The sequence below is a fragment of the Haloarchaeobius amylolyticus genome (genome assembly GCF_026616195.1).
Classification (GTDB): Archaea; Halobacteriota; Halobacteria; order Halobacteriales; family Natrialbaceae; genus Haloarchaeobius; species Haloarchaeobius amylolyticus.
Map to the genome: position 1 here is coordinate 1,996,059 of NZ_JANHDH010000001.1, position 22,125 is coordinate 2,018,183.

The window sequence follows — 22,125 nt, forward strand, 5'->3', positions numbered from 1 at the left end:
TTACCGGCGGAGGGTACTGAGCGCCTCGGCGGCCTCCTTCACCGCGGCGAGGCACTCGCGGGCGCGGGCGGGGTCGTCCGTGTTCGCGGCGGCGTCGCTGAAGTAGCGGATGGTCTCGGCGATGCTGGCCTCGGCCTCGCCGAACTCGCCGGCGAGGGAGGCACCCGCGGCGGAGCGGTCGACCTGCCGGGGCTCGGCGCCTGTCGCCCCGGCACCGGCACCGACCGAACCGGCCTGCCGGCCGGGGGTGGCGCCGGTCGCGACCGGCTGCTGCGCGCTCGACTGGTCGGCGGTCGCAGGGTCGGCTACCGTCTCACCGTCGGCCTCGGAGACGTTTGCTTGCTGTGCGTCCTGTGCCTGCCCTGCACGCTGGGCCTGCTGGTCTGCGGCCTGCTGTTGCTGTGCTTGCTGCTGTGCCTGCTGTTGCTGGGCCTGCTGGCGCTGGGCCTCCTGGGCCGCGTTCTGGCAGCTCGGGCAGAACTCCTGGCCCTGGTAGCGGAAGATGGGGTCGCCGCAGGTGTCGCAGTGCTGGTTCGTCATCGTCGCACCCTGCAGGAGGAGTTCGCTCATCCGCTGTGTCGACTTGCGGTCCTCCTCGTCCTTGGCGAACTTCTCGCGCAACTTCTCTCGCTCTGCCTCCTTGTCGAACTCGCTCATGTCGGGAGGGAGGACCGTGAGAGAGGAAAGTCCTGCGGACCGTTCAGACGGGTACTATCGCGTGCAGGACGTCCCCGGCTCGCGCCCCGGGAGCATCGGAGTCCAACCCGGTGACCGGATGTCCGGTTTCGTCTCGTCTCGGTCGGCTGGACTGCCCGAACGTCCCGGACAGCGCGGCGTGGAACCGGTATCGGCGCGGGCGTAGCACTGCCGACTTCGACACGTTTAACCGGGAATCGAGAGCAGTTTCGAGTGTTATGGCGAAAGTTAGCGTAGTCGGCGCGGCCGGCACCGTCGGGGCCGCCGCAGGCTACAACCTCGCGCTTCGTGACGTGGTCGACGAACTCGTCTTCGTGGACATCCCGGACAAGGAGGACGAGACGGTGGGCCAGGCCGCGGACGCCAACCACGGCATCGCGTACGACTCCAACACGACCGTCCGCCAGGGCACCTACGCGGACACGGCGGGCTCGGACGTCGTCGTCATCACGGCCGGCATCCCGCGCCAGCCCGGCCAGACCCGCATCGACCTCGCGGGCGACAACGCGCCCATCATGGAGGACATCGGCTCCTCGCTCGCCGAGCACAACGACGACTTCATCACGGTGACGACCTCGAACCCGGTCGACCTGCTCAACCGCCACCTCTACGAGGCCGGCGACCGCGACCGGAACAAGGTCATCGGCTTCGGTGGCCGACTCGACTCCGCGCGCTTCCGCTACGTGCTCTCCGAGCGCTTCGACACGCAGGTCCAGAACGTCGAGGCGACCATCCTGGGCGAGCACGGCGACGCGCAGGTCCCGGTCTTCTCGAAGGTCCGCGTCGACGGCCGCGACCCCGAGTTCTCCGACGACGAGAAGGAGGAGATCCTCGGCGACCTGAAGGAGTCCGCGATGAACGTCATCGAGCGCAAGGGCGCGACCGAGTGGGGCCCGGCGACGGGCGTCGCCCACATGGTCGAGGCCATCCTGCGCGACACCGGCGAGGTCCTGCCGGCGTCGGTCAAGCTACAGGGCGAGTTCGGGCACGACGACGTCGGCCTGGGCGTCCCGGTCAAGCTCGGCAGCGACGGTGTCGAGGAGATCGTCGAGTGGGACCTCTCCCAGCTGGAGCGTGACCAGCTCGGTGAGGCCGCCGAGAAGCTCTCCGACCAGTACGAGAAGATCTCGTAACGACGCGGTCTCAGTTCTCGCGTTCGCCGGGCGACCGCCGCTCGGCGATACTGCCGTTCGCACGCGTCTCGATAGCGTCCGGAACCTGTTCACCGACCAGTTCCGCCCACTCTCGGATGCGGGCCGTGCGGTTGTCTCCCGACATGGTATCTACGAGATACGTCAACATGGATGTGCATAACTTTTTTCTCGCTGCCGCGACACGTTCGCCGGGTCACCAGACGCCCTGCTGCCGGTCGAGCACCGAGACGACGACGACGTGGGGCAGCGTGAGCACGGCCAGGAGGACGAGGTAGACCGCGAGGGCCCCGTCGAGGCCGGCGGGGGTCCGCGGGACCGCGATGGCGATACCGGCCATGATGGCGATGGCGGCCGCGGTCGTCGGGAGCGCGTCGCGGGCGAAGCGACGGAACGCGCCGACGAGGTCGTCCCGGGCGAGCGAGGCGACCGCGGTCTCGTCGAGGCCGACGACCCGGACGACGTGGCGCAGCGAGTGCCAGAGACAGAAGTACAGCCCGATGGCGAGGATGGGTGGCACGAGCGCGAAGAAGCCGGTGAGGAGCGCGATCTCGACGCCGTCTCGCTTCCAGGTGGTGGTGTCGGGCGAGCGCGCGCCGAGTACGAGCGAGGCGACGACGATGGCGGCGAAGCCGACGGCGACCCCGAGCCTGGCGTCGGCCGAGAACGCCCACGCGACGCTACTGGCGTCGGTCCCGAACAGTTCGACCGTGATGGCGACGACGCGCTGGTAGGCGTCCGGGAAGGCGACCAGCGGGACGAGCATCGGGAGCGCCCCGCGGACCGCGACCGTCAGGAGGCGGTGGAGCGGCGTGGTCGGGTACGCGCCCTCCGAGAGAACGTGCAGGCAGTAGAGGTCGCCCTGCCCCCAGTGGGCCCACGTCAGGAGGATGAAGAACGTGAACGCGGCGACCGGCGCGACGAACCAGGCGAGCAGGTAGAGACCGCCGAGGACGGCGTAGAGGGCGGAGACGGCGACGACGGACCGGCGGACCGAGATTCCGGTACCCAGCCGCGCCAGCACGAGGTGGTCGACCGCACCGTGTGGGAGGCCGAGGACGAGGACGCTCACCAGCAGCGGGAGGTACTCGGCCCACGGCGGGACCGAGAGCCCGAGCGCGAACGGGACGGCCGCGAGCCCGAGCAGGAGCCACTCCGGGCGCAGGAGCCGGTCGACCGTCCGTCTGACCGGCTGGGGGACCGCTACAGCCATCGGTCGACCACCCAGTGATAGAGGACGATGCCCTGGACGACGAGCAGGGTCGTGACGAGGAAGAACAGCATCTCCTCGACAGGCAGGCCGAAGAGGCCGAGCCCGGTCGTGTGGTCGGGCGAGATGGTCCAGATGCCGAGCCGGATGGCGTACCAGTCGACCGCCCAGAGGTACGCCACGGGGAAGGCGACGACCGGCGCGAGGTCGCGCCGCGCCGCCCAGAGGTAGTGCCCGCCGACGGCCCACTGCAGGGCCAGGACGGGGGCGGCCCACGCGAGGATGGCGCCGAGGTAGTACGTCGACGGGACGGTCAGGGCGGCCGCGCCGAGTGCGGCGAGGACCAGCCAGCCGACGGTCCCCACGAGGCGTGCCCGTCGCGGCAGCGGTTCCTCGGGGTGGACCGGCGGCCAGCGGAGGGTGTAGAACCACAGGGCGGCGAGGACCGGCTGGAAGGCCATGAACAGGTACTCCTCGAGCGGGGCGAGGCCGATGGTGAGCACGACCGCGCCCTGGCCGTACCACCAGACGCCCTGCCCGATGAGGTAGTTGTCCCACGGTGTCGTGTATGCGAGTGCGACGACCACCATGAGGACGGTGGGGACCAGCCCCTCGCGGGGGAGGGGCAGTCCCCGCCGCCACGACGCGACCGAGAGGCCGAAGATAGGTGCCACTACGAACAGCAGCAGGAAGGCCGCGTAGGTCAGGGTGGTCGTCATCGTCTGGATATAGGTGACGTTGGTAGTTGGCGTAGACGGTGCGAGCCGGTTGCCGTACTGTCGGACGTACCTCGTGACGAGACTCGATCCCCTTCGGTGTCGAAATCCGTCATGGGCGTCCGTCCGACAGTATCAGTCGCCTGCCGCGACTGCACCGGTCGTGACCTGGTCGAGGACGGTGTGGCTGCGCAGCAGCAGGAAGCCGAAGCCGACCTTGGCGCTCAGGTCGAGCACCATGAAGATGGCCGTCTCCGGATAGATACCGACGAGCCCGAGGCCCTCGGTCCCGATGAGCCAGACGATCGGATACGCCGTCCAGAGCACCAGGGTCAGGTTCCGTAATGTCCCGAAGAGCTGGGCCACGTCTCCCGACTGTTCGGCCGCGGCGGCCGAGAGCTTCCCGACGAGGAAGTACAGGAGGACGAGGAAGAACCCACAGCTGATGCCCCACCAGGCGAGCCGGTAGGCCATCCCTTCGGTCGCCAGTGCGCCGCCCAGTCCGGTGACGATCATCGCCGCGTCGAGGCCGACGAGCGTGAAGATCGTGTTCCGGCTCGCGCCAGCGAGCAGCGCGAGGTCGAGCAACAGCAACGGTGTGGTGAACAGCCAGTCAGCGTACCGTGCCCAGTAGATGGGTTCCTCGTGATTGGGGATATTGATGACCCCGAACCCGGATGCCATCGAGAAGTACGACGTCGCGGCGATGGCCGCGATGAATATCGTCACGATGTAGTAGGTCTGTTTCTGTTCGTCCTGTTCGTTCCATCCCATCGCGACGAACGCGAGGGTGCCAAGAGTCATACCGGCTGTGCCGAGCCACAGCCAGAGCGACTCGCTTTCTGGTACTGCCATGACGCATGATACGTTCAGGATTGTTCATCAATGACCGCGGTGCCGAACTAGTTGGGCACCCCAGCCAGACCCATTATATAAAGGTATCCTGTTACGGTCTGTCAAAGAACTCGCCGACCAGTTTGCGCTCCGCGGCGCGCAGGTGCTGGTGGTAGGTCGACCGCGCGATACCCATCGAGTCCGCGAGGTCGTCGCCGCTGGTCGGGCGGGGCCACTCGAAGAAGTCGCCGAAGTACGCGCGCTGGAGCGCCGTCAGCTGTCGCTCGGTGAGCTGGTCCTCCAGCGCCGCGATGAACTCCTGTTTGGTCGTCGCGGGGCGCTCGCGCTCGCGGTAGGAGGTGAGGTCGATGCCGTCGAACTCCGCCTCGACGTTCTCGACGACGGTCCGGGCGTTGGCGTCCCGGGGCAACTCCACCTCGACGCTGGCGGTGCCGGGTCTGGCCGTGATGGCCTTCACGTCGGCGCCGTAGGCCGCGAGCGTCGAGAGCAGCCCCTCGTTGGCGACCGTGAACTCGATGAGGCTGACGCCCTCGTTCCGGGTGATGATCTTCGTGTCGAGGACCGTGTCGGACTCGCTCGCGATGGCGGTCACCTCGTCGGGGTCGTCGGCCTCGACGGTGAAGAACATCCCCAGCGAGTCGTCGTCGCGGTACACCGACCCGGCGTAGGTGAGCGTCGCGTCCGCGCGCTCGGCCACGTCCACGAAGAACACCGACCGGTCCGCGACGGTGAAGGAGAGCTGGACGATGTTGTCGGCGGTGAGCGTGCGCCGGGTCTCGGCGGCCGAGATGGCCGTCGCGACCATGCGCCCAAGCGCGGCGAGGATGGTCGCCTCGCGCTCGTCCAGGGCCGCCGGGTCGTCGGTGTAGACCGTCAGCACGCCGTACCGGGCGTCCCGGTACACCAGCGGGATGACCGCGACCGTCGAGAAGGGCTCGTCGGTCCGGGCCTCGTGCCACTCGCGGTCCTCGAGGTCCGCGGCGGCGACGACCTGCACCTCGCCGGTCTCGACCGCGCGCTCGACCACGCCGCCGCTCCCGTCGAGCACCATCGCCTCGCCGTCTGCGGCGCCGCCGACGATGGCGTTCGGGCGGATGCTGTGGTCCGCGAGGTCCGGTTCGCCCGTCCACGCGCACGTGAAGGGCTCTGTCTCGGCGAGCAGGTCGCACATGTTGGACTCGATCTCGGACCGGCTGGTCGCCTCGACCAGCGCCCCCATCGTCTGCTGGATGAGCCCGTCGATGCGTTCGAGCAGGTGCTCGAGGCCCTCGCGCTCGGCCGCGAGCTGGGCCGCACGCTGCTCGGCGGTCCGCTCGGCCTGCACCCGGTCGGTCACGTCGGTCTGGAAGCCCACGTAGTGTGACACCTCGCCCGTCTCGTCGCGGATAGGCGCGATGTCGACCTTGTTCCAGAAGCGCTCGCCCGACTTGGTGTAGTTCACCAGTTCGACCGACACCGGCTCCTCGGCCTCGATGGCCTCGCGCATCTGCCGGACCGCGTCGGGGTCGGAGTCCTCGCCCTGCAGGAACCGGCAGTTACGCCCGATGACGTCCTCGCGGTCGTAGCCGGTCAGCTCCTCGAAGGAGTCGTTCGTGTAGATGAGGGGCATGTCCGGCGCGTTCGCGTCGGCGATGGTGATGCCGACCGGGGCCTCGTCGAGGGCGCGCTCTTTCAGTTGCTGGTCGGTCGGCCGGGCGGAATGGGACTCCCGGACCCGTTCCAGCAGTCGTTCCTGCCAGTCCTCGCCCTCGCGGCGGACGTAGCCGTCGACGCCGGCCGCGACGGCCCGCTCCGCGACCGCTTCGCTCCCGTCAGCCGTACACAGCACGAACGGTACGTCACCGTGGACCGCCCGGACCGTCCGGAGGAGTTCGACACCCGTCACGTCGCCGACGTCGAACTCGCAGACGACACAGTGGGGCACGTCCCGGCCGATGGCCGAGAGCGCCTCGTCGCCGTCTGCGACGACGTCGACGGCGAATCCATCGGTCGAGAGCGCGTCGGCCGTCTCGCCGGCACGGCCGTCGTCCCCGTCGACCAGGAGGACCCGCGTTGTGGAATCCATGGCTACTGATATAGACTGACAGGGTAATAAGGTTCCCACGTGCGCGAGGGTCGTTCGCCCCGGAGAATCAGGCTGGTCGTATAATTCAGGGGACGAGTTGCTCGCCGTCGTCGTCGTAGACGCGGATGGCGTCGACGGGACAGACCCGGGCGGCGAACTTCGCGTCGAACTCGGCGTCCTCGGGCACCTCCCGGACGAAGACGTCCTCCTCGGTCTCCTCCCCGTCGACGAGGACGGCCTTGCCGGCGTCGCGGTCGGCCTCGAATCCCTCCTCCCACTCGGCGACGCACTGGAACATCCCGATGCAGGTGTCGCGGTCGTACTCGATCTTCATACTGCGGGGTTCGCTCGTGGGGTGTATATCGTTGACGGACGGGGGTGTGGTCGGTCGTGACGCGAGCTCGGTCGTCTCGGGTCGTTCAGGCCCGCCATCGGTGGTGTTTCGACGGATGACCTTACTCTGTTGAACCCCTCCGTGGATGATCGTCGTTTCGTGTGAGAGACAGAGACTGCAGCCAGTATCTGGCCTTCGGTATCTTCCTCGGGTCCTCGAACTCACCGGCAGACCGAGAGTGCGCGCCGGTCGTGATGTCGGGTGAGTAGACCTGTCTGGAGACCGAAGAAGTTATGATTATTTAGGCTGGCCTAAAACACATGTCCCGAGACGACTGTGGACGCGAAGCACCGACGCGGCGTGACTACATGAAGTACGGCAGTGCAGTCATCGGTAGCGGCGCTCTCGCTGGCTGTACCGGTATCTTCGCGTCCGACGACGACTCTGGGTCGACCGACACGTCGACGGCTCCGTCGACGGCGACCGACACTGAATCGGAGACGGCGGCCGGGGAGGACAGCTACTCGGTGACGATGGCCCCGATGGGAGAGGTCACGTTCGACTCCATCCCGGAGCAGTGGGTGCCCTACGGCGGTGACTACGCTGATATGGGTGTCGCACTGGGTCACGCGGACAGCATGACCGGCATCGGACAGGCCGGCGAATACTACACGTACGTTTACGACGAGCTACCGGGCGTGAGTGTCGACAAAGGTCGACTCGCAGAGAACGATCTGGTCGAAGCCGGGATGTCGAAGGAACTCTTCTACCAGATGGACAACGATGTCCACATCATCGACACCGGGATGCTGCGGAACTGGTTCGACTGGAGTGACGACGACATCGCGGAGATCAGCGAGAAGGTAGCGCCGTTCCTCGGTAACATGATATTCCGCCGCTCCGACAGCTGGCACGACTACCGCTTCTACACGCTCTACGAGGCCTTCGAGAAGGTCGCCGAGTTGTTCCAGGAACGGGAACGGTACGAGGCATTCAAAGCGTACCACGACGAGTTCATCGCCGAGATCCAGTCTCGAATGCCACCGTCCGGCGAGCGTCCGAACGTGCTGCTCACGTACGAAGGAACCGACGAGCCCGAGACATTCTCGCCGTACCGGCTCACCGACAAGGGCACGAGCAAGAAGCAGTGGAACGATCTCGGCGTGGCGGATGCCCTCGCCGGGACCGGCATCGAGAACCTCAGCACCGGTAACCGGAGCGAACTCGACTACGAGAACCTCCTCGAAGTCGACCCCGACGTGCTCCTGATTCGCGGCCACGAACAGAAGTCGCCGTCAGAGTTCCGCGACACCGTCCTCGCCTACATGAAGGACCATCCGGTCGGCAGCGAACTGACCGCCGTGCAGAACAGCCGCGTCTATCGCGGTGGCTACCTCCGCCAGGGGCCGATTCACAACTTCTTCCTGACAGAGCGAGCGGCGAAGCAGCTCTATCCGGACGTCTTCGGGGACGTGACCAGCGACAGGGAACTCTTCGACCGTCAGCGCATCGCGGACATCATCAACGGCGATATCTGACGTCGGAACCGCGGCGCGATGCAGAGCCAGCACGCGCCGTGATGATTTATCGGGGTTCTGGCCGTATCCGGAGACGATGACAGCCGACGCCGACCCGACCCCGAGGCTCGCGGAACGCCTCTTCTGGTCGGGCCACGCCAACCCCTGGAGCGTCTGGACGTTCGTCGCGACCTACCCCCTGCTGGTGCTGGCCATCTACCGGCGGGAGCGACGGTTGCTTGCCGCCATCCTCGTGTTCGTCGCGGTGAACCCGGTGCTGTCGCCCGAACCGGACGACGACTCGGCGTGGGCGACGCGGGTCGTCCTCGGCGAACGAGTCTGGCTCGATGAGGGCCTGCTCTCGTCGGTGGCGGACCTGCTGTTCGTCGCCTGTTGCGCGCCGGTCCAGCTCTACACCCTCCGGGCCGCGGTGAAGCGCCGGCCGGTCCGGACCGCCGTCGGGACCGCCCTCTCGCTGGTCCTGATGTTCGTCTTCTTCGGGCGGATGGCCCAGCTGTACGAGGACCGGGCGCGGGAGATGACGACAGTTTAAACCGGAGCAGGCACCACTCTCCGTCAATGAACACGGCGGACGTGCCCGGCATCCCTGCCCCCTTCGTCGACCAGTTGCAGGACCAGGGCATCGCAGAGCTGTACCCGCCACAGGCACAGGCGGTGGAGGCGGGCGTCACCGAGGGCCAGAGCGTCGTCGCCTCCATCCCCACCGCGAGCGGGAAGACGCTCATCGCGACGATGGCGATGCTCTCGGCGGTCGAGCGCGGCGGGAAGGCGCTCTACATCGTGCCCCTGCGGGCGCTGGCCTCCGAGAAGAAGGCGGAGTTCGAGAAGTTCGAGGAGTTCGGCGTGAGCGTCGGCGTCTCGACGGGCAACTACGAGTCCGAGGGCGGCTGGCTCGGCGAGAAGGACATCGTCGTCGCCACCTCGGAGAAGGTCGACTCCCTCGTCAGGAACGGCGCGCCCTGGATCGACGACCTGACGTGCGTGGTCGCCGACGAGGTCCACCTCATCGACGACCGGAACCGTGGCCCCACGCTCGAGGTGACGCTGGCGAAGCTCCGGCAGGTCAACCCCCAGCTCCAGGTCGTCGCTCTCTCGGCGACGGTCGGGAACGCCGACGACATCGCGGACTGGCTCGACGCCGACCTCGTCGACGACGACTGGCGCCCCATCGAGTTGCGCAAGGGCGTCCACTACGGGAACGCGCTGTCGTTCGACGACGGGAGCCAGACCGAGGTGCCAGTGAGAGGTAGCGAGAAGCAGGAGGCCGCACTGGTCCGGGACGTGCTCGAAGACGGCGGCGCCTCGCTCGTCTTCGTGAACTCCCGGCGGAACGCGGAGGCCGCCGCGAGGCGGCTGGCCGACGTGGTCGAGCCGTTCCTGACGCCCGCCGAGGAGGACGACCTCGCGGACCTCGCCGAGGAGATACGCGGCGTGAGCGACTCCGAGACCAGCGACGACCTCGCCGACGTGGTCGCGAAGGGCGGCGCGTTCCACCACGCCGGATTGGCGAGAGAGCACCGCTCGCTGGTCGAGGACGCGTTCCGCGACCGCAAGCTCCGGGTCATCTGTGCGACGCCGACCCTCGCGGCCGGCGTGAACACGCCGAGTCGCCGGGTCATCGTCCGCGACTGGCAGCGCTACGACGGCACCGGGATGACGCCCCTGTCGGTGCTGGAGGTCCACCAGATGATGGGCCGGGCGGGCCGCCCCGGTCGGGACCCCTACGGCGAGGCGGTGCTGCTGGCGTCGAACCACGACGACCGCGAGGAGCTGTTCGACCGCTACATCTACGCCGAGCCCGAACCCGTGCGGTCGAAGCTCGCCGCCGAGCCCGCGATGCGGACCCACGTGCTGGCGACCATCGCGTCCGGGTTCGCCCGCACCCGCAGTGGCCTCCAGTCGTTCCTCGAGGAGACGCTCTACGCCGCCCAGTCGACCGAGGAGGGCCGGCTGGCGCAGATGATGGACTCGATGCTCGACTACCTCGAACACAACGGGTTCGTCGAGGCCGACGGCGACGAACTCTCGGCGACCCCCATCGGCCACACCGTCTCGCAGCTCTACCTCGACCCGATGAGCGCCGCGACCATCATCGACGGCCTGCGGGCGTGGGCCGGTCAGGGGCCGGGAAGTGGAACATCGGCGAGCGACTTCGAGGCGAGCGACAGCGGTGCCGGGTTCCAGACGTACAGCATCGGCGACGACGATGCCGAGGAGACAGAGGGCGAGGCTGGCGAGCCGGACGAGGAATCCGGAACGGTCGAGAAACCGACCGCCCTCGGGCTGTACCACCTCGTCTCGCGCACCCCGGACATGTACGAACTCTACCTGAAGTCCGGGGACCGCGACGAGTACTCCGAACTGCACTACGAGCGCGAGGACGAACTGCTCGGGCGTGCGCCCTCCGAGTACGAGGAGCACCGCTGGGAGGACTGGCTGCAGGCCCTGAAGACCGCGCGCCTGCTGGAGGACTGGGCGAGCGAGGTCGACGAGGACCGCATCACCGCCGACTACGAGGTCGGGCCGGGCGACCTCCGCGGGAAGGTCGAGACCGCCCAGTGGCTGCTGGGCGCGGCCGAGCGCGTCGCCGGCGAACTCGACCTCCCCGGCACCGTCACCCGCGGTGTGCGGGACGCGAAGAAGCGGGTCGAGGACGGCGTCCACGAGGAACTCCTCGAACTCGTCGGGGTGCGCGGCGTGGGGCGCAAGCGCGCCAGACAGCTGTACGAGGCCGGTATCGAGACGCCCGCGGACATCCGCGAGGCCGACAAGCGCGTGGTGCTGGCCGCGCTCGAGGGCCGGCGCAAGACCGCCGAGAACATCCTCGAGAACGCCGGGCGGGAGGACCCCTCGATGGAGGGCGTCACCGCCGACCCCGAAGTCGAGGCCGCGGTCGAGCAAGCGAGTGATGGCGACGAGGCGGACGACCCGGCCGACGAGACCGAGCAGAGCCAGACCAGCCTGGGTGATTTCTGATGCGGGTCGTCGAGGGACTGGCGACGGTCGTGGACGTGGACGACTTCGTGGCTCGCATCGGGGACGTCGGCGACGAGCACGACTGCGTGGTGCAGGCGTTCGATGCCCGGTACGTCGTGGACCGGGCGCACCTCGAGACCGCGGTCCGGCAGGCCGCCCGGGCGTGGGAGCGCGACGAGGCGGTCGCCCGCGACCCCGCGGTCGAGGTGTTGCTCTACGCGGCGGGCCGGCGCCAGATCTCCGAGGCGCTGACGATGGGCGTCGGCGAGGGCGAGACGCCCGTCGTGGCGGTCGTCGTCTCCGGATTCCCGGACGACCCCCTCGCGACGGACGAGCCGGAGGCGGCTGCGGCCGAGGACCTCGCGGCGATGCTGGATTCCGCCGAGACGCTCGGCGAGGCCGCCGACGAGGACCGCATCTACGAGTTCTTCGAGGTCGGCGAGGCCGAGCGTGCAGCGACGGACGCGACGCTCTCGGACCTGGTCCGGGAACGAGCCGTGTTGCTGACCGTGAACAAGTAACGGACTGGGCGCCACGAATCGGCTTTTCTTGCCGGTAATAGTGATATTTTTCAGCCATTAGCCTGCAAGCCCGACGCTGGAAAGTTCGTACAGCCAGTCTCTACCGGGTTTCTATCAGTCCTGTTCCCGGAGAATCGTGTCACAGATAGCGGAACTCCACGGCCCGAACCCGACGAGTTGACCCCCATGCGAGTGATACCCTAGCACATGAGCGACGCCCATCAGTCCGACGACGACGCCCATACCGAGCACACCGAACACACGGGTCACGACCACCACGAGAGCCACGCCGGCCACGACCACCACGAGCACCGCGGGCCCGGGTACGCCACCCCGCAGGCCGCCATCGAGGAGGGCGACCGCGAGAAGCTGGCGTACGTCATGAGCCTGTACGTCGGGACCGACGTGGACGCTCCGGACTTCCTCGCCGTGGTCGACCTCGACCCCGACTCCGACACCTACCAGCAGGTCGTCAACCGGGTCGAGATGCCGAACAAGGGCGACGAACTCCACCACTTCGGGTGGAACGCCTGCTCCTCGTCGTGCCACATGGAGGGGCTGGAGCGCCGGCACCTGCTGGTGCCCGGCCAGCGCTCCTCGCGCCTGCACGTCATCGACGCCAAGGACCGCCTCAACCCCGAGTTACAGACGGTCATCGAGCCCGAGGAGGTGTTCGAACACGACCTCTCGGCCCCGCACACGGTCCACTGCGTGCCCGAGGGGAAGATCCTCGTGAGCATGCTCGGCGACGCCGACGGCGAGCTGCCGGGCGGGTTCCTCGAGTTGAACCACGACTTCGAGATCGAGGGCCGGTGGGACCCGCCGGGCGAGATCGGGATGAACTACGACTACTGGTACCAGCCCCGCCAGAACGTCATGGTCTCCAGCGAGTGGGCCGCCCCGAAGACGTACTACCCGGGGTTCGACCTCGAGGACGTGGAGGCCGGGAAGTACGGCCGCAAGCTCCATTTCTGGGACTGGACCGAACGCGAGGTCGTCCAGACCATCGACCTCGGCGAGGAGGGCCAGATACCCCTCGAGGTGCGGTTCCTGCACACGCCCGTCTCGACCCACGGGTTCGTCGGTGCCGCGCTGTCGTCGAACATCTTCCACTTCTACCGCGAGGGGCCACGCTCCTCGGGACGGTCGAGCGGCGGTGAGCCGCGAGACGGGGAGTACCACGCGGACAAGGTCATCGACGTGGAGGCCCGCGAGCACGAGGACTGGGACTTCCCGATGCCCGGCCTCGTCACCGACCTGCTGGTGTCGATGGACGACCGCTACCTGTTCTTCTCGAACTGGCTCCACGGCGAGGTGCGGATGTACGACATCTCGGACCCGGCGAACCCGCGCCACGTCGACAGCGTCTGGGCGGGCGGTAACTTCGGGCCGCGCCGGCCAACCGGCGCCGACGACCGTCCCGTCTTCGGCGGCCCCCAGATGCTCCAGCTCAGCCTCGACGGCGAGCGCCTCTACTGGACCACCTCGCTGTTCTCTTCGTGGGACAACCAGTTCTTCCCCGACGAGGGCGAGCACGGGTCGGTGATGCTCAAGGCCGACGTGAACCCCCGCAAGGGCACGATGGAGCTCGACACCGACTTCATGGTCGACTTCGGCGAGATGCCCCACGGTCCGGCCCGTGCCCACGAGATCCGCTGGCCCGACGGCGACTGCACCAGCGACGTTTGGTCGTGAGCAGCGAGACGCACCGCGTCACCTTCGAGTGGGACGACGGGCGGGCGACCACCTGCGAGCTCCCGGCCGACGCGGACCTCGTCACGGCCAGCGAGGAACTGGGCGTCGGCATCCCCTTCGGCTGCCGGACCGGGGCGTGTGCGACCTGTGCCGCCGAGTTACTGGCGGGCGAGGTCGAGCACGTCCGACCGCCTCGCGGGCTGAAGGAGAAGCATCTGGACGCCGGGTACGTGTTGCCCTGCGTCGCCCAGCCCCGGAGCGACTGTACCTTGCGGGTCGGGAGCGACGTGCAGGCCGAACTCGTCCCGAACCCCTGGAAGTAGCGGGCCGGCGGCCGCCACTGCTCGGTGGTCGTCCGTCACGCACACCCCCGGAGCGTTTTTCCCGGCCAGTCGTCTGGCCCACGTATGGAGAAGTTCCAGAACACGGGACAGCCCGACCGCGACTGGTGGGGAGCGCTCTGGCCCGACCCGGCCGGGACGCTCCGGGACCTCGGCCTCGAACCCGGCGACACCGTCGCCGACGTGGCCTCCGGAAACGGCTACTTCACCCTCCCGGCGGCCCGCATCACGGGCGAACCGGTGTACGCTGTCGACATCGATTCGGAGCTACTGGCCGACCTCGCGTCCCGGGCCGACGCCGCCGGCCTCGACACCATCGCGACCATCGAGGGCGACGCGAGGGCCCTCCCCGCCCTCCTCCCGGAACCGGTCGACGTGGTCCTGTTCGCGAACACCCTCCACGGCGTCCCCGAGCCCGCCGCCTTCCTCGAAGGTGCCCGTGAGGTGTTGCGCGACGGCGGCCGGCTGGTCGTCGTGAACTGGCACGACCTGCCCCGCGAGGAGACGACGGTGCTGGACGAGGTCCGGGGGCCGCCGACCGACCTGCGGCTGTGCGAGGGCGACTGCCGCGACATCGTCCGCGCGGCCGGCTTCGAGGACGTGCAGGTCGTCGACCTGCCGCCGTACCACTACGGCCTCGTCTGCCGGTGACACCTTCTTTGCCGTCCCCTGCGAACTCCCCGACATGCCCCGGCTGGACGACCCCGTGACCATCGGCCCCTGCGAGGTACCGAACCGGCTGTATCGCGCGCCGCTGCTCGAATGCGCCGGGAACGGCGAGGACGCGGTCGACATCCTCGTCGCAGACCTCGAACCGGCCGCCGCCTCCGGGGTCGGCCTCGTCTTCCAGGGCGCGACCATCGTCACCGAGTCGGGCGGCTGTGCCGCCCCCGGGATGACCCGCGTCCACGACCCCGAGTTCGTCGCCCGGCTGTCGGCACTCACCGACGCCATCCACGCCCACGGCGGCACGATCTTCGTCCAGCTGGAACACGGCGGCCTGCGCAGCATGGAGACCTGGCACGCCGGCTACCGCGAGCAACACCCCGACGAGCAGCAGCTGGCGGTGTCCGAGCCACCCTGGCAACTCCGCCTGCTGGACGGACTGGGGTTCCTCGACTTCGACCCGCACGTCATGAGCACGGGCGACGTGTACGACCTCGTCGAGTCTTTCGCCACCGCAGGCGAACACTGCGTCGAGGCGGGCTACGACGGCATCCACCTCGCCGGCGCGAACATGGGCATCATCCAGCAGTTCCTGTCGCCCTTCTACAACCGTCGCGAGGACGAGTTCGGCGACGGCATCCGGTTCATGGAGTTGCTCCACGACGAGTTGCGCGAGCGCGTCGGGGACACCCCCATCGTCACGAAGGTCCCCTCCGAGGCGCCGGCCCCGCCCGTGGTCCGGCGGAGACTCGGCGACGACGACGCCGTCGCCATCGCGCGCCAGCTCGCCGACATCGGCTACGACGCGGTCGTCCCGGTCCGGACCTCGGTCGTCTGGGATATGAGCATCGTCCGCGGGGAGTACCCCGCCCGGGCGTGGCGCGACGAGTCGCTGCAGGAGGGGTACGCCGAGGCCTTCGGCGGGCGCCTGCGGACCCGCGGGGTCCGGTTCATGAACTGGCTCGAATCCTTCCAGTTCGACTTCGAGCCGGCCTGGAACGCCGACCTCGCCCGGCGGGTCCGGGAGGTGGTCGACGTGCCGGTCCTGCTCGAAGGTGGGGTACGAGAGCGCGGCCAGATGGACCGCCTGCTCGGGGACGCCTGCGACATGGCGGGGATGGCCCGGCCCTTCTACGCCGAGCCGCGACTCGCCGCCCGACTGCTCGGCGCCGACGCCAGCGACGGGACCCGCGTCGTCTGCGAGAACTGCAACAACTGCACCGTCCCGCAGGTCACCGGCGCGGTCGGCCAGTGCCGCACCCCCTCGGTCCTGCGGCGACGCGGGAAATTCGAGGAGGCAGGCGCCTACGACACCGATTGAACTGACCCGAACCGGCGTGAACGGCCGACACTTCAATAGTCGATGACGTTCCAGATTCATGTGACCACACCGCATGGCGACGATGGGTCGCCCGATGCGGTCCGGGGGTCACCAGGGTGACACAACACATGCCGCAATGTAACGTCTGCATGGACGACATCGACGAGGAAGAGGACACCCACATCGAGGTGGTCAAACCGATGGAGTTCAAGGGGGCGAAACAGGAGATACGACACTACTACTGTACGATATCGTGCCTGCTGGAACAGGCACGCGACTAGCAGCCAGCATCGACACGACGACCACAGCAGGGGCACTTCTCGGGTAGTCGCGGTCCGCCCGCAGTCGCGCCGGCCAGAAATGGTAAATGGCGTGCCAGCAACGGTTAGTAATATAACATCATTTCGGTTACTGTGTAACTATATTGGTGTAAATATCGGCCATTGCCAGTAGTTATCAATATTATCTCTTGTGGCCGTTCCCGACCGATACAGCGCCGACGTGTTCGCTATTACAAACGTCTTTTGGCCGATGGGTCGCACTGCCAACTGCGTCATGGAATTTACACGACGGCGGTTGATGGAAACGTCAGTGGCAGCAGCACTGGGCGCGAGCGTGACGGGCGTGGCCAGCGCGGCACCGGACGATCCCGACACTCCTGGGGCACCGAGCGTCAAGGGCGAGCTGAAGCGGTTCTCGACGACGGCACTGGGCGCCGAGGTCACGGGCCCGTACGTGTTCGCCGACGGGTCGCTGCTGTACAGCCTGCAGCACCCGAGCCGGGACAACGAGGCACCGTTCGACAGGGCGGGCGTCGGCTACTTCCGCGGCTTCCAGTTCGAGTTCGACGGCAGCAACGATGACTTCGACGAACTGTCCATCCCCACGACCGAGGCCGAGAAGGGACAGGTCCGCGGGAGCGATAGCGAGTACGTGATGCTCGCCCGGGAGGAGGACAGCATCAACGGCGGCACCGAACGCCTCGGCGTCTCGCAGACGCCCGACGGCGTCGACATCACACAGGAGAACTTCGCGGGCACGCAGTACGGGAACGCGGGCTACAACCCCGACTGCAACCAGTTCGTCGCCACCGACGAGGAGGGGACCGAGGGCTACCTCTTCACCAACTGGGAGAACAGCCCGGGTAACATCTCCCGTATCCCCCTCAGTCAGGACGACGACGGCGAGTGGGAGGCCGACCTCGAGAACGCGATGAACCTCGCGAACACCGAGGCGCTCCGTAGCCTCGGCGGCACCCGCATCAACTGCTACGGCGACCTGAGTCCGTGGGACACGATGGTCTCCTCCGAGGAGAACTATGCCCACCCGCGCGTCTCCCTCACCGCGACGGTCGGCGACGTGGTCGAAGCCGGTTCGGGCAAGGGCCTCCTCGGTGCCTGCCAGTTCTGGAACCGCCCGAACCCGAGCGAGATACAGGGCGCGGTCGACGAGTACTACGGCGACGACTCGTGGTACGTGCAGGGCTACTGGGCGATGACGGGCGTCGAGTTCCTCGCGTACTACCTCGGCGCCGACCGCGTCGACCAGGACGGCGACGAGAACACCATCGAGCCCATCAGCGACGTCTACCCGAACCCGTACCGGTACGGCTACCACGTGGACTTCCGCGAACCGACGGCCGACGAACCCCAGCCCGTGAAGTACTACGTCATGGGTCGCGCCGCCTGGGAAGCCCCCGACTTCCAGCAGGACAGGAAGACCGTGTACGGCTGCTCGGACGGCGACAGCAAGGGCATCTACAAGTTCGTCGCCGACCGCCCCATCCACAGCTACGACGACCCGATGGACATCGCCGGGACGCTGTACGCCCCGAAGGTCACGAACGACGCGGCCGAGGACGGCAGCAACTCGCCGGCGACCACGAACCTCGAGGTCGAGTGGGTCGCACTCGGGCACGCGACCAACCACGAGGTCGAGTCCTGGATCGCCCAGTACGACGACGTGACCCAGGCCGACTACCTCGCTGCCCATACCGACTGGGAGGAGGGCGACGAGGTCACCGAGGAACTCCTCGAGGAGGCCGACAGGGCGGTCGTCGCGGACGGCAACCAGACCTACATCACGGACGAGGAGATCCTCGCGTGGGCCGAACAGTACGAGGGGGCCGGCCCCGACGAGGTCGACGAGGACCTCCGGAAGGTCCCCTTCCTCGAGACCCGCGCCGCCGCCAAGGAGATCGGTGCCTCCATCGAGTTCAACAAGGCCGAGGGCGTCGACAGCGTCGAGAACGCCACGCCCGGCGACTACGTCTACTTCGGCATCTCGGAGTTCAACGACGACCTCTCGAACGAGACCCCCGGGGGCGACGTCCAGATGCAACGCGTCGACGGCGGCCTCGTCTACCGCGGGACGCTCGAACCCGACTACAACGTCTCCACGCTCGAACCCGTCATCACCGGCCCGGACGGCTCCGACCCCGCCTCGGTCGCCGATGACGCGCTCGTCAACGTCGACAACGTCTACGTGATGGACGACGGGCGAGTCCTGTGCTGTGAGGACGCCGACCAGTTCGGCCGTAGCTACAGCAACGACTGCCTGTACGTCTTCGAGCCCGAGGAGGAGTCGCCCGGAAAATGTCCGGAAAGCCCCGGTAACGGCCCGAAAAACTCTGGCAGTGACGAGAACCCCGGCAACGGCAAGGGCCCGCAGCAGGACCTCGGCCCGGTCGGTGACCGCTTCCAGACCCTCGGCCGCGGTAACGACCGGCCGCACTACGCCACCGACGACGACTGAACCGACGACAGCGACACCTCGCAGCCACCCACCATCTTTCCAGCACACGTCCCATGTCACGCGCCGACGACACGACCACGACTCCGACCGAATCGACCCACCGCGAGTACATCCTCGACGTACGCATCGTCGAGTGCGAGTCCCCCGCCGACGACGGCCCTCGCTATCGCTTCGAGGCGCCCCAGCACCGGGGCGTCACCTTCGAGAACCCGGCCATGGCCGAACTCTACGCCGACGTCTACTTCGACGTGAACGGCTTCGAGGAGGCCGGCACCGGCGACCGCGGCGTCCCGCCGGAGATCATCCAGGCCGGCCGTGACACCCTCGCCGCGTACTTCCTCACCCAGCCCTACACCGACCGCCACTGGGTCTCCTCGTTCTACGGGAAGGAGACCGAGGTCATCGAGCGCTACGTCGCCCGGGTGCGCCACCGGGCAGAAGAGATACGCGAGGGCGCGAGAGAGCGCGGGATGGAGTAGCGAAGACGCGACGCGGCGAACGCCCTACTGCCCCGGCGCGAGCAGTTCGACCGGGTGCAGGGGTCGCTCGCCGAAGATATCGTCTATCTGGTCGGTGCAGGAGGTCCCCGAGGCGACGACGTGGTCGCCGTCGGCCTCCCGGAGCTGGCCCGCGAGGTCCTCGCCGAGGTCGACCGAGAGGTCGTAGTACTGCTCCTTGTAGCCGAAGCTCCCGGCCATGCCACAGCACTCGACCTCGCTGGTGGTCACGTCGTAGCCACACTCCTCCAGCACGGCGATGGTGTGCTCTTCGAGGCCCATGCTGCGCTGCTGGCAGTGGCTGTGGTAGGCGACCGACTCCTCGCCGGTGGCGGTCGCGAGGACCGCGGGGTCGGCGCCGTTCGCCAGCATGCCGAAGGCGTACTCCAGCACCTCGTAGCTGTTCTCGGCCAGCGGTTCGAACGCGGGTTTCGGCAGCAGGTGCTCGTAGTCCTCGCGGAACATCGCGAGGTCGCTCGGTTCGATGACGACCACGTCCCAGCCGTCGTCGAGGTACGGCGCGAGGGTGGCCGCGACGCGTTCTGCCTTCTCGCCCGCGGTGTCGATCATCCCCTGCGAGAGCGGGGCGCGGCCGGCGCCCGGGACGTCGGGGACCGCCACCTCGACGCCGAGGGCCTCGAGCAGGTGGACCGCGGCCTTCCCGCGCTCGACCAGCATGAAGTTCGTGTAGACGTCCGGGTAGAGGACGGCCTTGCGGTCGGCGTGGTTCGGGGCCTGCGAGTCGCGGCGCTCGAACCACTCGACGAGCGTCTCGCGCTCGAAGCTCGGGAACTCGCGCCGGCGGTCCACGCCGGCGGTGCGTTCCAGCAGCGCCTTCGCGGGGGCGGAGTTCGCGACCCAGTTCGACAGCGGCGCGAAGGTGCTGCCGGTCTTCGCCAGCGTCTCGAAGTTGCCGAACAGGCGCTTCTGGAGTTCCGGGCCGTCGTCGCCCTCGGCGTCCGGGCTCAGGCCGTCGACGAGGAAGTCGAAGTTGCCATCCTCGCCCTCGCGGTTGATGCGGTCCCGGACGACCGTGTTGATCCACGGGATGTCGATCTCGACCGGGCAGGCGGGTTTACACCGCGAGCAGCCGGTACAGAGGTCGTTGAACTCGGCAGCCGTGTCGAGGCCCTCGATGCCGGCCTCCCAGCCGGTGGCGATGCCGCCGGAGTAGGTCTCGCCGCCGAAGCCGTGGCCGCCGACGGCCTGGAAGTTCGCACACGTGTTCGAGCAGGCCGAACACCGGATGCAGTACAGGGTCTCGCGGAGGTGCTCGTCCTGGCGCATGTCCATCCGGCCGTTGTCGATGAGGACGAGGTGGAACTCTCGCTCCGAATCGCCCTCGGTGATGGGGGTCTCCGGGTCGTCGAAGTCGACCGGCGGGGAGTCCACCGGCGGCGTGAGCAGGGAGATGTAGCTCGTGATGTCCTGTCCGGTGCCGGAGCGGCCGATGAGTTCGACGAAGGGCTGGAGGTCCTCGACGCTGGGGATGACCTTCTCGACGCCGGCGACGGCGACCTGGGTGTCGGGCACCGTCACCGTCTTGCGGGCGTTGCCCTCGCTGGTGACCAGCGCCATCGTCCCCGAGTCGGCCGCCAGGAAGTTCGCGCCGGTCATGCCCACGTCGGCCGCCTTGATGTCCTCCAGGAGCTTCTCGCGGGCGAACATCGTCAGCTCCTCGGCGGTCTCGAGGTCCTCCTCGGGCTCGAACACCGCGTTGAACAGGTCGGCGATCTCCGCCCTCGATTTGTGGATGGCGGGTGCGACGATGTGGCTCGGGGCCTCGTCGGCGACCTGCAGCACCCACTCGCCGAGGTCGGTCTCGGTGACGCCGACGCCCCGCGATTCGAGGTGTTCGTTGACCTCGATCTCCTCGCTGGTCATCGACTTGCTCTTGACGACGCGCTCCGCGTCCTGTTCGGCGCACACCTCGGCGATGTACTCGTTGGCGTCCGCCGCGTCGTCGGCGATGTAGACCGTGCCGCCGTTCGCTTCGACCGTCTCGGTGAGCTGGTCGATGAGCTCGGGGAGGCGCTCGATGGCGTCCTCCTTGATGGCGCGGGCCTCCGACTTGAGCTGCTCGTAGTCGTCGAGCTTCCCCACTGAATCGTACCGGCCCTGGTTGAAGCCGCGGGCGTTCTCGCCGACGGCGTCGCCCTCGGTCTGGAGGAGGTGGCGGATGTGGGCCGCCTTCGACTCGCGCGAGCCCGAACTCATCGAATCACCACCACGTGGACCGCCTTCGGGCCGTGTGCCCCCTTCACGAGCGCGCCCATGTCGGCCGTCGCGGAGGGTCCGGTCGCGAGGATGGCCGAGTCGCGCGTCTCGCGGAACTCGTCGCCGAGCCAGTCGAACGCCGCCGCCATGTCCGGGACGACGTCGTCCTCGCGGAGGACCGCGACGTGGAGGTCGGGGAAGAGGCTGGCCGGTTCGCGCCCGTCGGGCGTCTGCCTGAGCAGGAGACTGCCGTACTCGGCGACGGCGAGGTCGGCCGCCGTGACACCCGTCGTCGCGGCATCGAGGGCGGCGGGCGTCGGGTCGGTCTGGACGGTCTCGGGGAGGGACACGTCGTCCCAGAGCAGCGGCGCGCCGACCGCCGGCTCGTCGACGAGGGCGGCGATGGCGTCGGTCGCCTCCCCGGGCGCGGTCCAGGTCACCTCGACGCCGAAGTCCCCGGCGCGCGTGGCCCACTGTTCGGCCACGTCGGTGCTGGCACCGCTCATCGGTCATCACCCGTGTGAATCGGGTCGTGCATGTGGTATCTCATGGTTGAAGGTACGAAAAAACGG

21 protein-coding genes are annotated in these 22,125 nt (G+C 68.1%); 12 read left to right on the top strand and 9 right to left on the bottom strand.

Annotated elements, in window-relative coordinates:
* Positions 1 to 657, bottom strand: coding sequence for an Sjogren's syndrome/scleroderma autoantigen 1 family protein (locus NOV86_RS10285; RefSeq protein ID WP_267641292.1), 657 nt, complete (start codon positions 655 to 657; stop codon positions 1 to 3).
* A gap of 257 nt (positions 658 to 914) precedes the next feature.
* On the opposite strand from NOV86_RS10285, the gene mdh reads away from it, so the two are divergent.
* Positions 915 to 1,829, top strand: coding sequence for a malate dehydrogenase (gene mdh, locus NOV86_RS10290; RefSeq protein WP_267641293.1), 915 nt, complete (start codon positions 915 to 917; stop codon positions 1,827 to 1,829).
* 10 nt (positions 1,830 to 1,839) lie between these two features.
* Here the strand turns inward: mdh and NOV86_RS10295 are convergent, their stop codons facing one another.
* The 6 genes from NOV86_RS10295 to NOV86_RS10320 all read right to left on the bottom strand — a co-directional run bounded on the left by NOV86_RS10295 (position 1,840) and on the right by NOV86_RS10320 (position 7,027).
* Positions 1,840 to 1,974, bottom strand: a complete 135-nt coding sequence (locus NOV86_RS10295) for a hypothetical protein (protein WP_267641294.1) — start codon at positions 1,972 to 1,974, stop codon at positions 1,840 to 1,842.
* 69 nt (positions 1,975 to 2,043) lie between these two features.
* Entirely contained in the window at positions 2,044 to 3,060 is a 1,017-nt protein-coding gene (locus NOV86_RS10300) for a Brp/Blh family beta-carotene 15,15'-dioxygenase (protein ID WP_267641295.1), read from the bottom strand.
* Positions 3,051 to 3,776 (bottom strand): lycopene cyclase domain-containing protein, encoded by a 726-nt coding sequence (locus tag NOV86_RS10305; protein WP_267641296.1) that lies wholly within the window; start codon positions 3,774 to 3,776, stop codon positions 3,051 to 3,053. The genes NOV86_RS10300 and NOV86_RS10305 overlap by 10 nt, the downstream gene beginning before the upstream one ends.
* Positions 3,777 to 3,908: 132 nt before the next feature.
* The gene (locus NOV86_RS10310; protein WP_267641297.1) at positions 3,909 to 4,628 is read right to left on the bottom strand and encodes a bacteriorhodopsin; all 720 of its coding nucleotides are present in this window, start codon (positions 4,626 to 4,628) and stop codon (positions 3,909 to 3,911) included.
* Positions 4,629 to 4,719: 91 nt separating this feature from the next.
* Positions 4,720 to 6,693 carry a bacterio-opsin activator domain-containing protein gene (locus tag NOV86_RS10315; RefSeq protein WP_267641298.1) on the bottom strand — a complete coding sequence of 658 codons (1,974 nt, stop codon included), beginning with the start codon at positions 6,691 to 6,693 and terminating at the stop codon, positions 4,720 to 4,722.
* 85 nt (positions 6,694 to 6,778) lie between these two features.
* Positions 6,779 to 7,027, bottom strand: coding sequence for a ferredoxin (locus tag NOV86_RS10320; protein WP_267641299.1), 249 nt, complete (start codon positions 7,025 to 7,027; stop codon positions 6,779 to 6,781).
* Between the two features lie 320 nt (positions 7,028 to 7,347).
* Between NOV86_RS10320 and NOV86_RS10325 the strand changes: the two genes are divergently transcribed.
* From NOV86_RS10325 to NOV86_RS10375, 11 genes are all read left to right on the top strand, one after another.
* On the top strand, positions 7,348 to 8,565 hold the full coding sequence (locus tag NOV86_RS10325) for an ABC transporter substrate-binding protein (RefSeq protein WP_267641300.1): 1,218 nt from the start codon (positions 7,348 to 7,350) through the stop codon (positions 8,563 to 8,565).
* A gap of 76 nt (positions 8,566 to 8,641) precedes the next feature.
* A complete protein-coding gene (locus NOV86_RS10330) occupies positions 8,642 to 9,097 on the top strand; it encodes a DUF6653 family protein (protein WP_267641301.1) in 456 nt (151 codons plus the stop codon).
* A 26-nt stretch (positions 9,098 to 9,123) separates the two neighbouring features.
* Complete coding sequence (locus tag NOV86_RS10335) at positions 9,124 to 11,541, top strand: ATP-dependent DNA helicase (protein ID WP_267641302.1); 2,418 nt, start codon at positions 9,124 to 9,126, stop codon at positions 11,539 to 11,541.
* Complete coding sequence (gene cgi121 / locus NOV86_RS10340) at positions 11,541 to 12,062, top strand: KEOPS complex subunit Cgi121 (protein ID WP_267641303.1); 522 nt, start codon at positions 11,541 to 11,543, stop codon at positions 12,060 to 12,062. The genes NOV86_RS10335 and cgi121 overlap by 1 nt, the downstream gene beginning before the upstream one ends.
* Positions 12,063 to 12,269: 207 nt before the next feature.
* Positions 12,270 to 13,757: a selenium-binding protein SBP56-related protein gene (locus NOV86_RS10345; RefSeq protein WP_267641304.1), complete on the top strand. Its 1,488-nt coding sequence runs from the start codon at positions 12,270 to 12,272 to the stop codon at positions 13,755 to 13,757.
* On the top strand, positions 13,748 to 14,080 hold the full coding sequence (locus tag NOV86_RS10350; RefSeq protein ID WP_303647497.1) for a 2Fe-2S iron-sulfur cluster-binding protein: 333 nt from the start codon (positions 13,748 to 13,750) through the stop codon (positions 14,078 to 14,080). The genes NOV86_RS10345 and NOV86_RS10350 overlap by 10 nt, the downstream gene beginning before the upstream one ends.
* A gap of 84 nt (positions 14,081 to 14,164) precedes the next feature.
* Entirely contained in the window at positions 14,165 to 14,749 is a 585-nt protein-coding gene (locus NOV86_RS10355; RefSeq protein ID WP_267641307.1) for a class I SAM-dependent methyltransferase, read from the top strand.
* Positions 14,750 to 14,783: 34 nt separating this feature from the next.
* A complete protein-coding gene (locus tag NOV86_RS10360) occupies positions 14,784 to 16,085 on the top strand; it encodes an oxidoreductase (protein WP_267641308.1) in 1,302 nt (433 codons plus the stop codon).
* A 128-nt stretch (positions 16,086 to 16,213) separates the two neighbouring features.
* Positions 16,214 to 16,366 carry a hypothetical protein gene (locus NOV86_RS10365; protein ID WP_267641309.1) on the top strand — a complete coding sequence of 51 codons (153 nt, stop codon included), beginning with the start codon at positions 16,214 to 16,216 and terminating at the stop codon, positions 16,364 to 16,366.
* 298 nt (positions 16,367 to 16,664) lie between these two features.
* A complete protein-coding gene (locus NOV86_RS10370; protein ID WP_267641310.1) occupies positions 16,665 to 18,839 on the top strand; it encodes an alkaline phosphatase PhoX in 2,175 nt (724 codons plus the stop codon).
* 53 nt (positions 18,840 to 18,892) lie between these two features.
* Positions 18,893 to 19,318: a hypothetical protein gene (locus NOV86_RS10375; protein WP_267641311.1), complete on the top strand. Its 426-nt coding sequence runs from the start codon at positions 18,893 to 18,895 to the stop codon at positions 19,316 to 19,318.
* A 24-nt stretch (positions 19,319 to 19,342) separates the two neighbouring features.
* Here the strand turns inward: NOV86_RS10375 and NOV86_RS10380 are convergent, their stop codons facing one another.
* Together NOV86_RS10380 and NOV86_RS10385 are read right to left on the bottom strand one after the other, a co-directional pair.
* The gene (locus tag NOV86_RS10380; RefSeq protein WP_267641312.1) at positions 19,343 to 21,553 is read right to left on the bottom strand and encodes an LUD domain-containing protein; all 2,211 of its coding nucleotides are present in this window, start codon (positions 21,551 to 21,553) and stop codon (positions 19,343 to 19,345) included.
* The gene (locus NOV86_RS10385; RefSeq protein ID WP_267641313.1) at positions 21,550 to 22,059 is read right to left on the bottom strand and encodes a LutC/YkgG family protein; all 510 of its coding nucleotides are present in this window, start codon (positions 22,057 to 22,059) and stop codon (positions 21,550 to 21,552) included. Before NOV86_RS10385 ends, NOV86_RS10380 begins: the two co-directional genes overlap by 4 nt.
* Between the last annotated feature and the right edge of the window lie 66 nt (positions 22,060 to 22,125).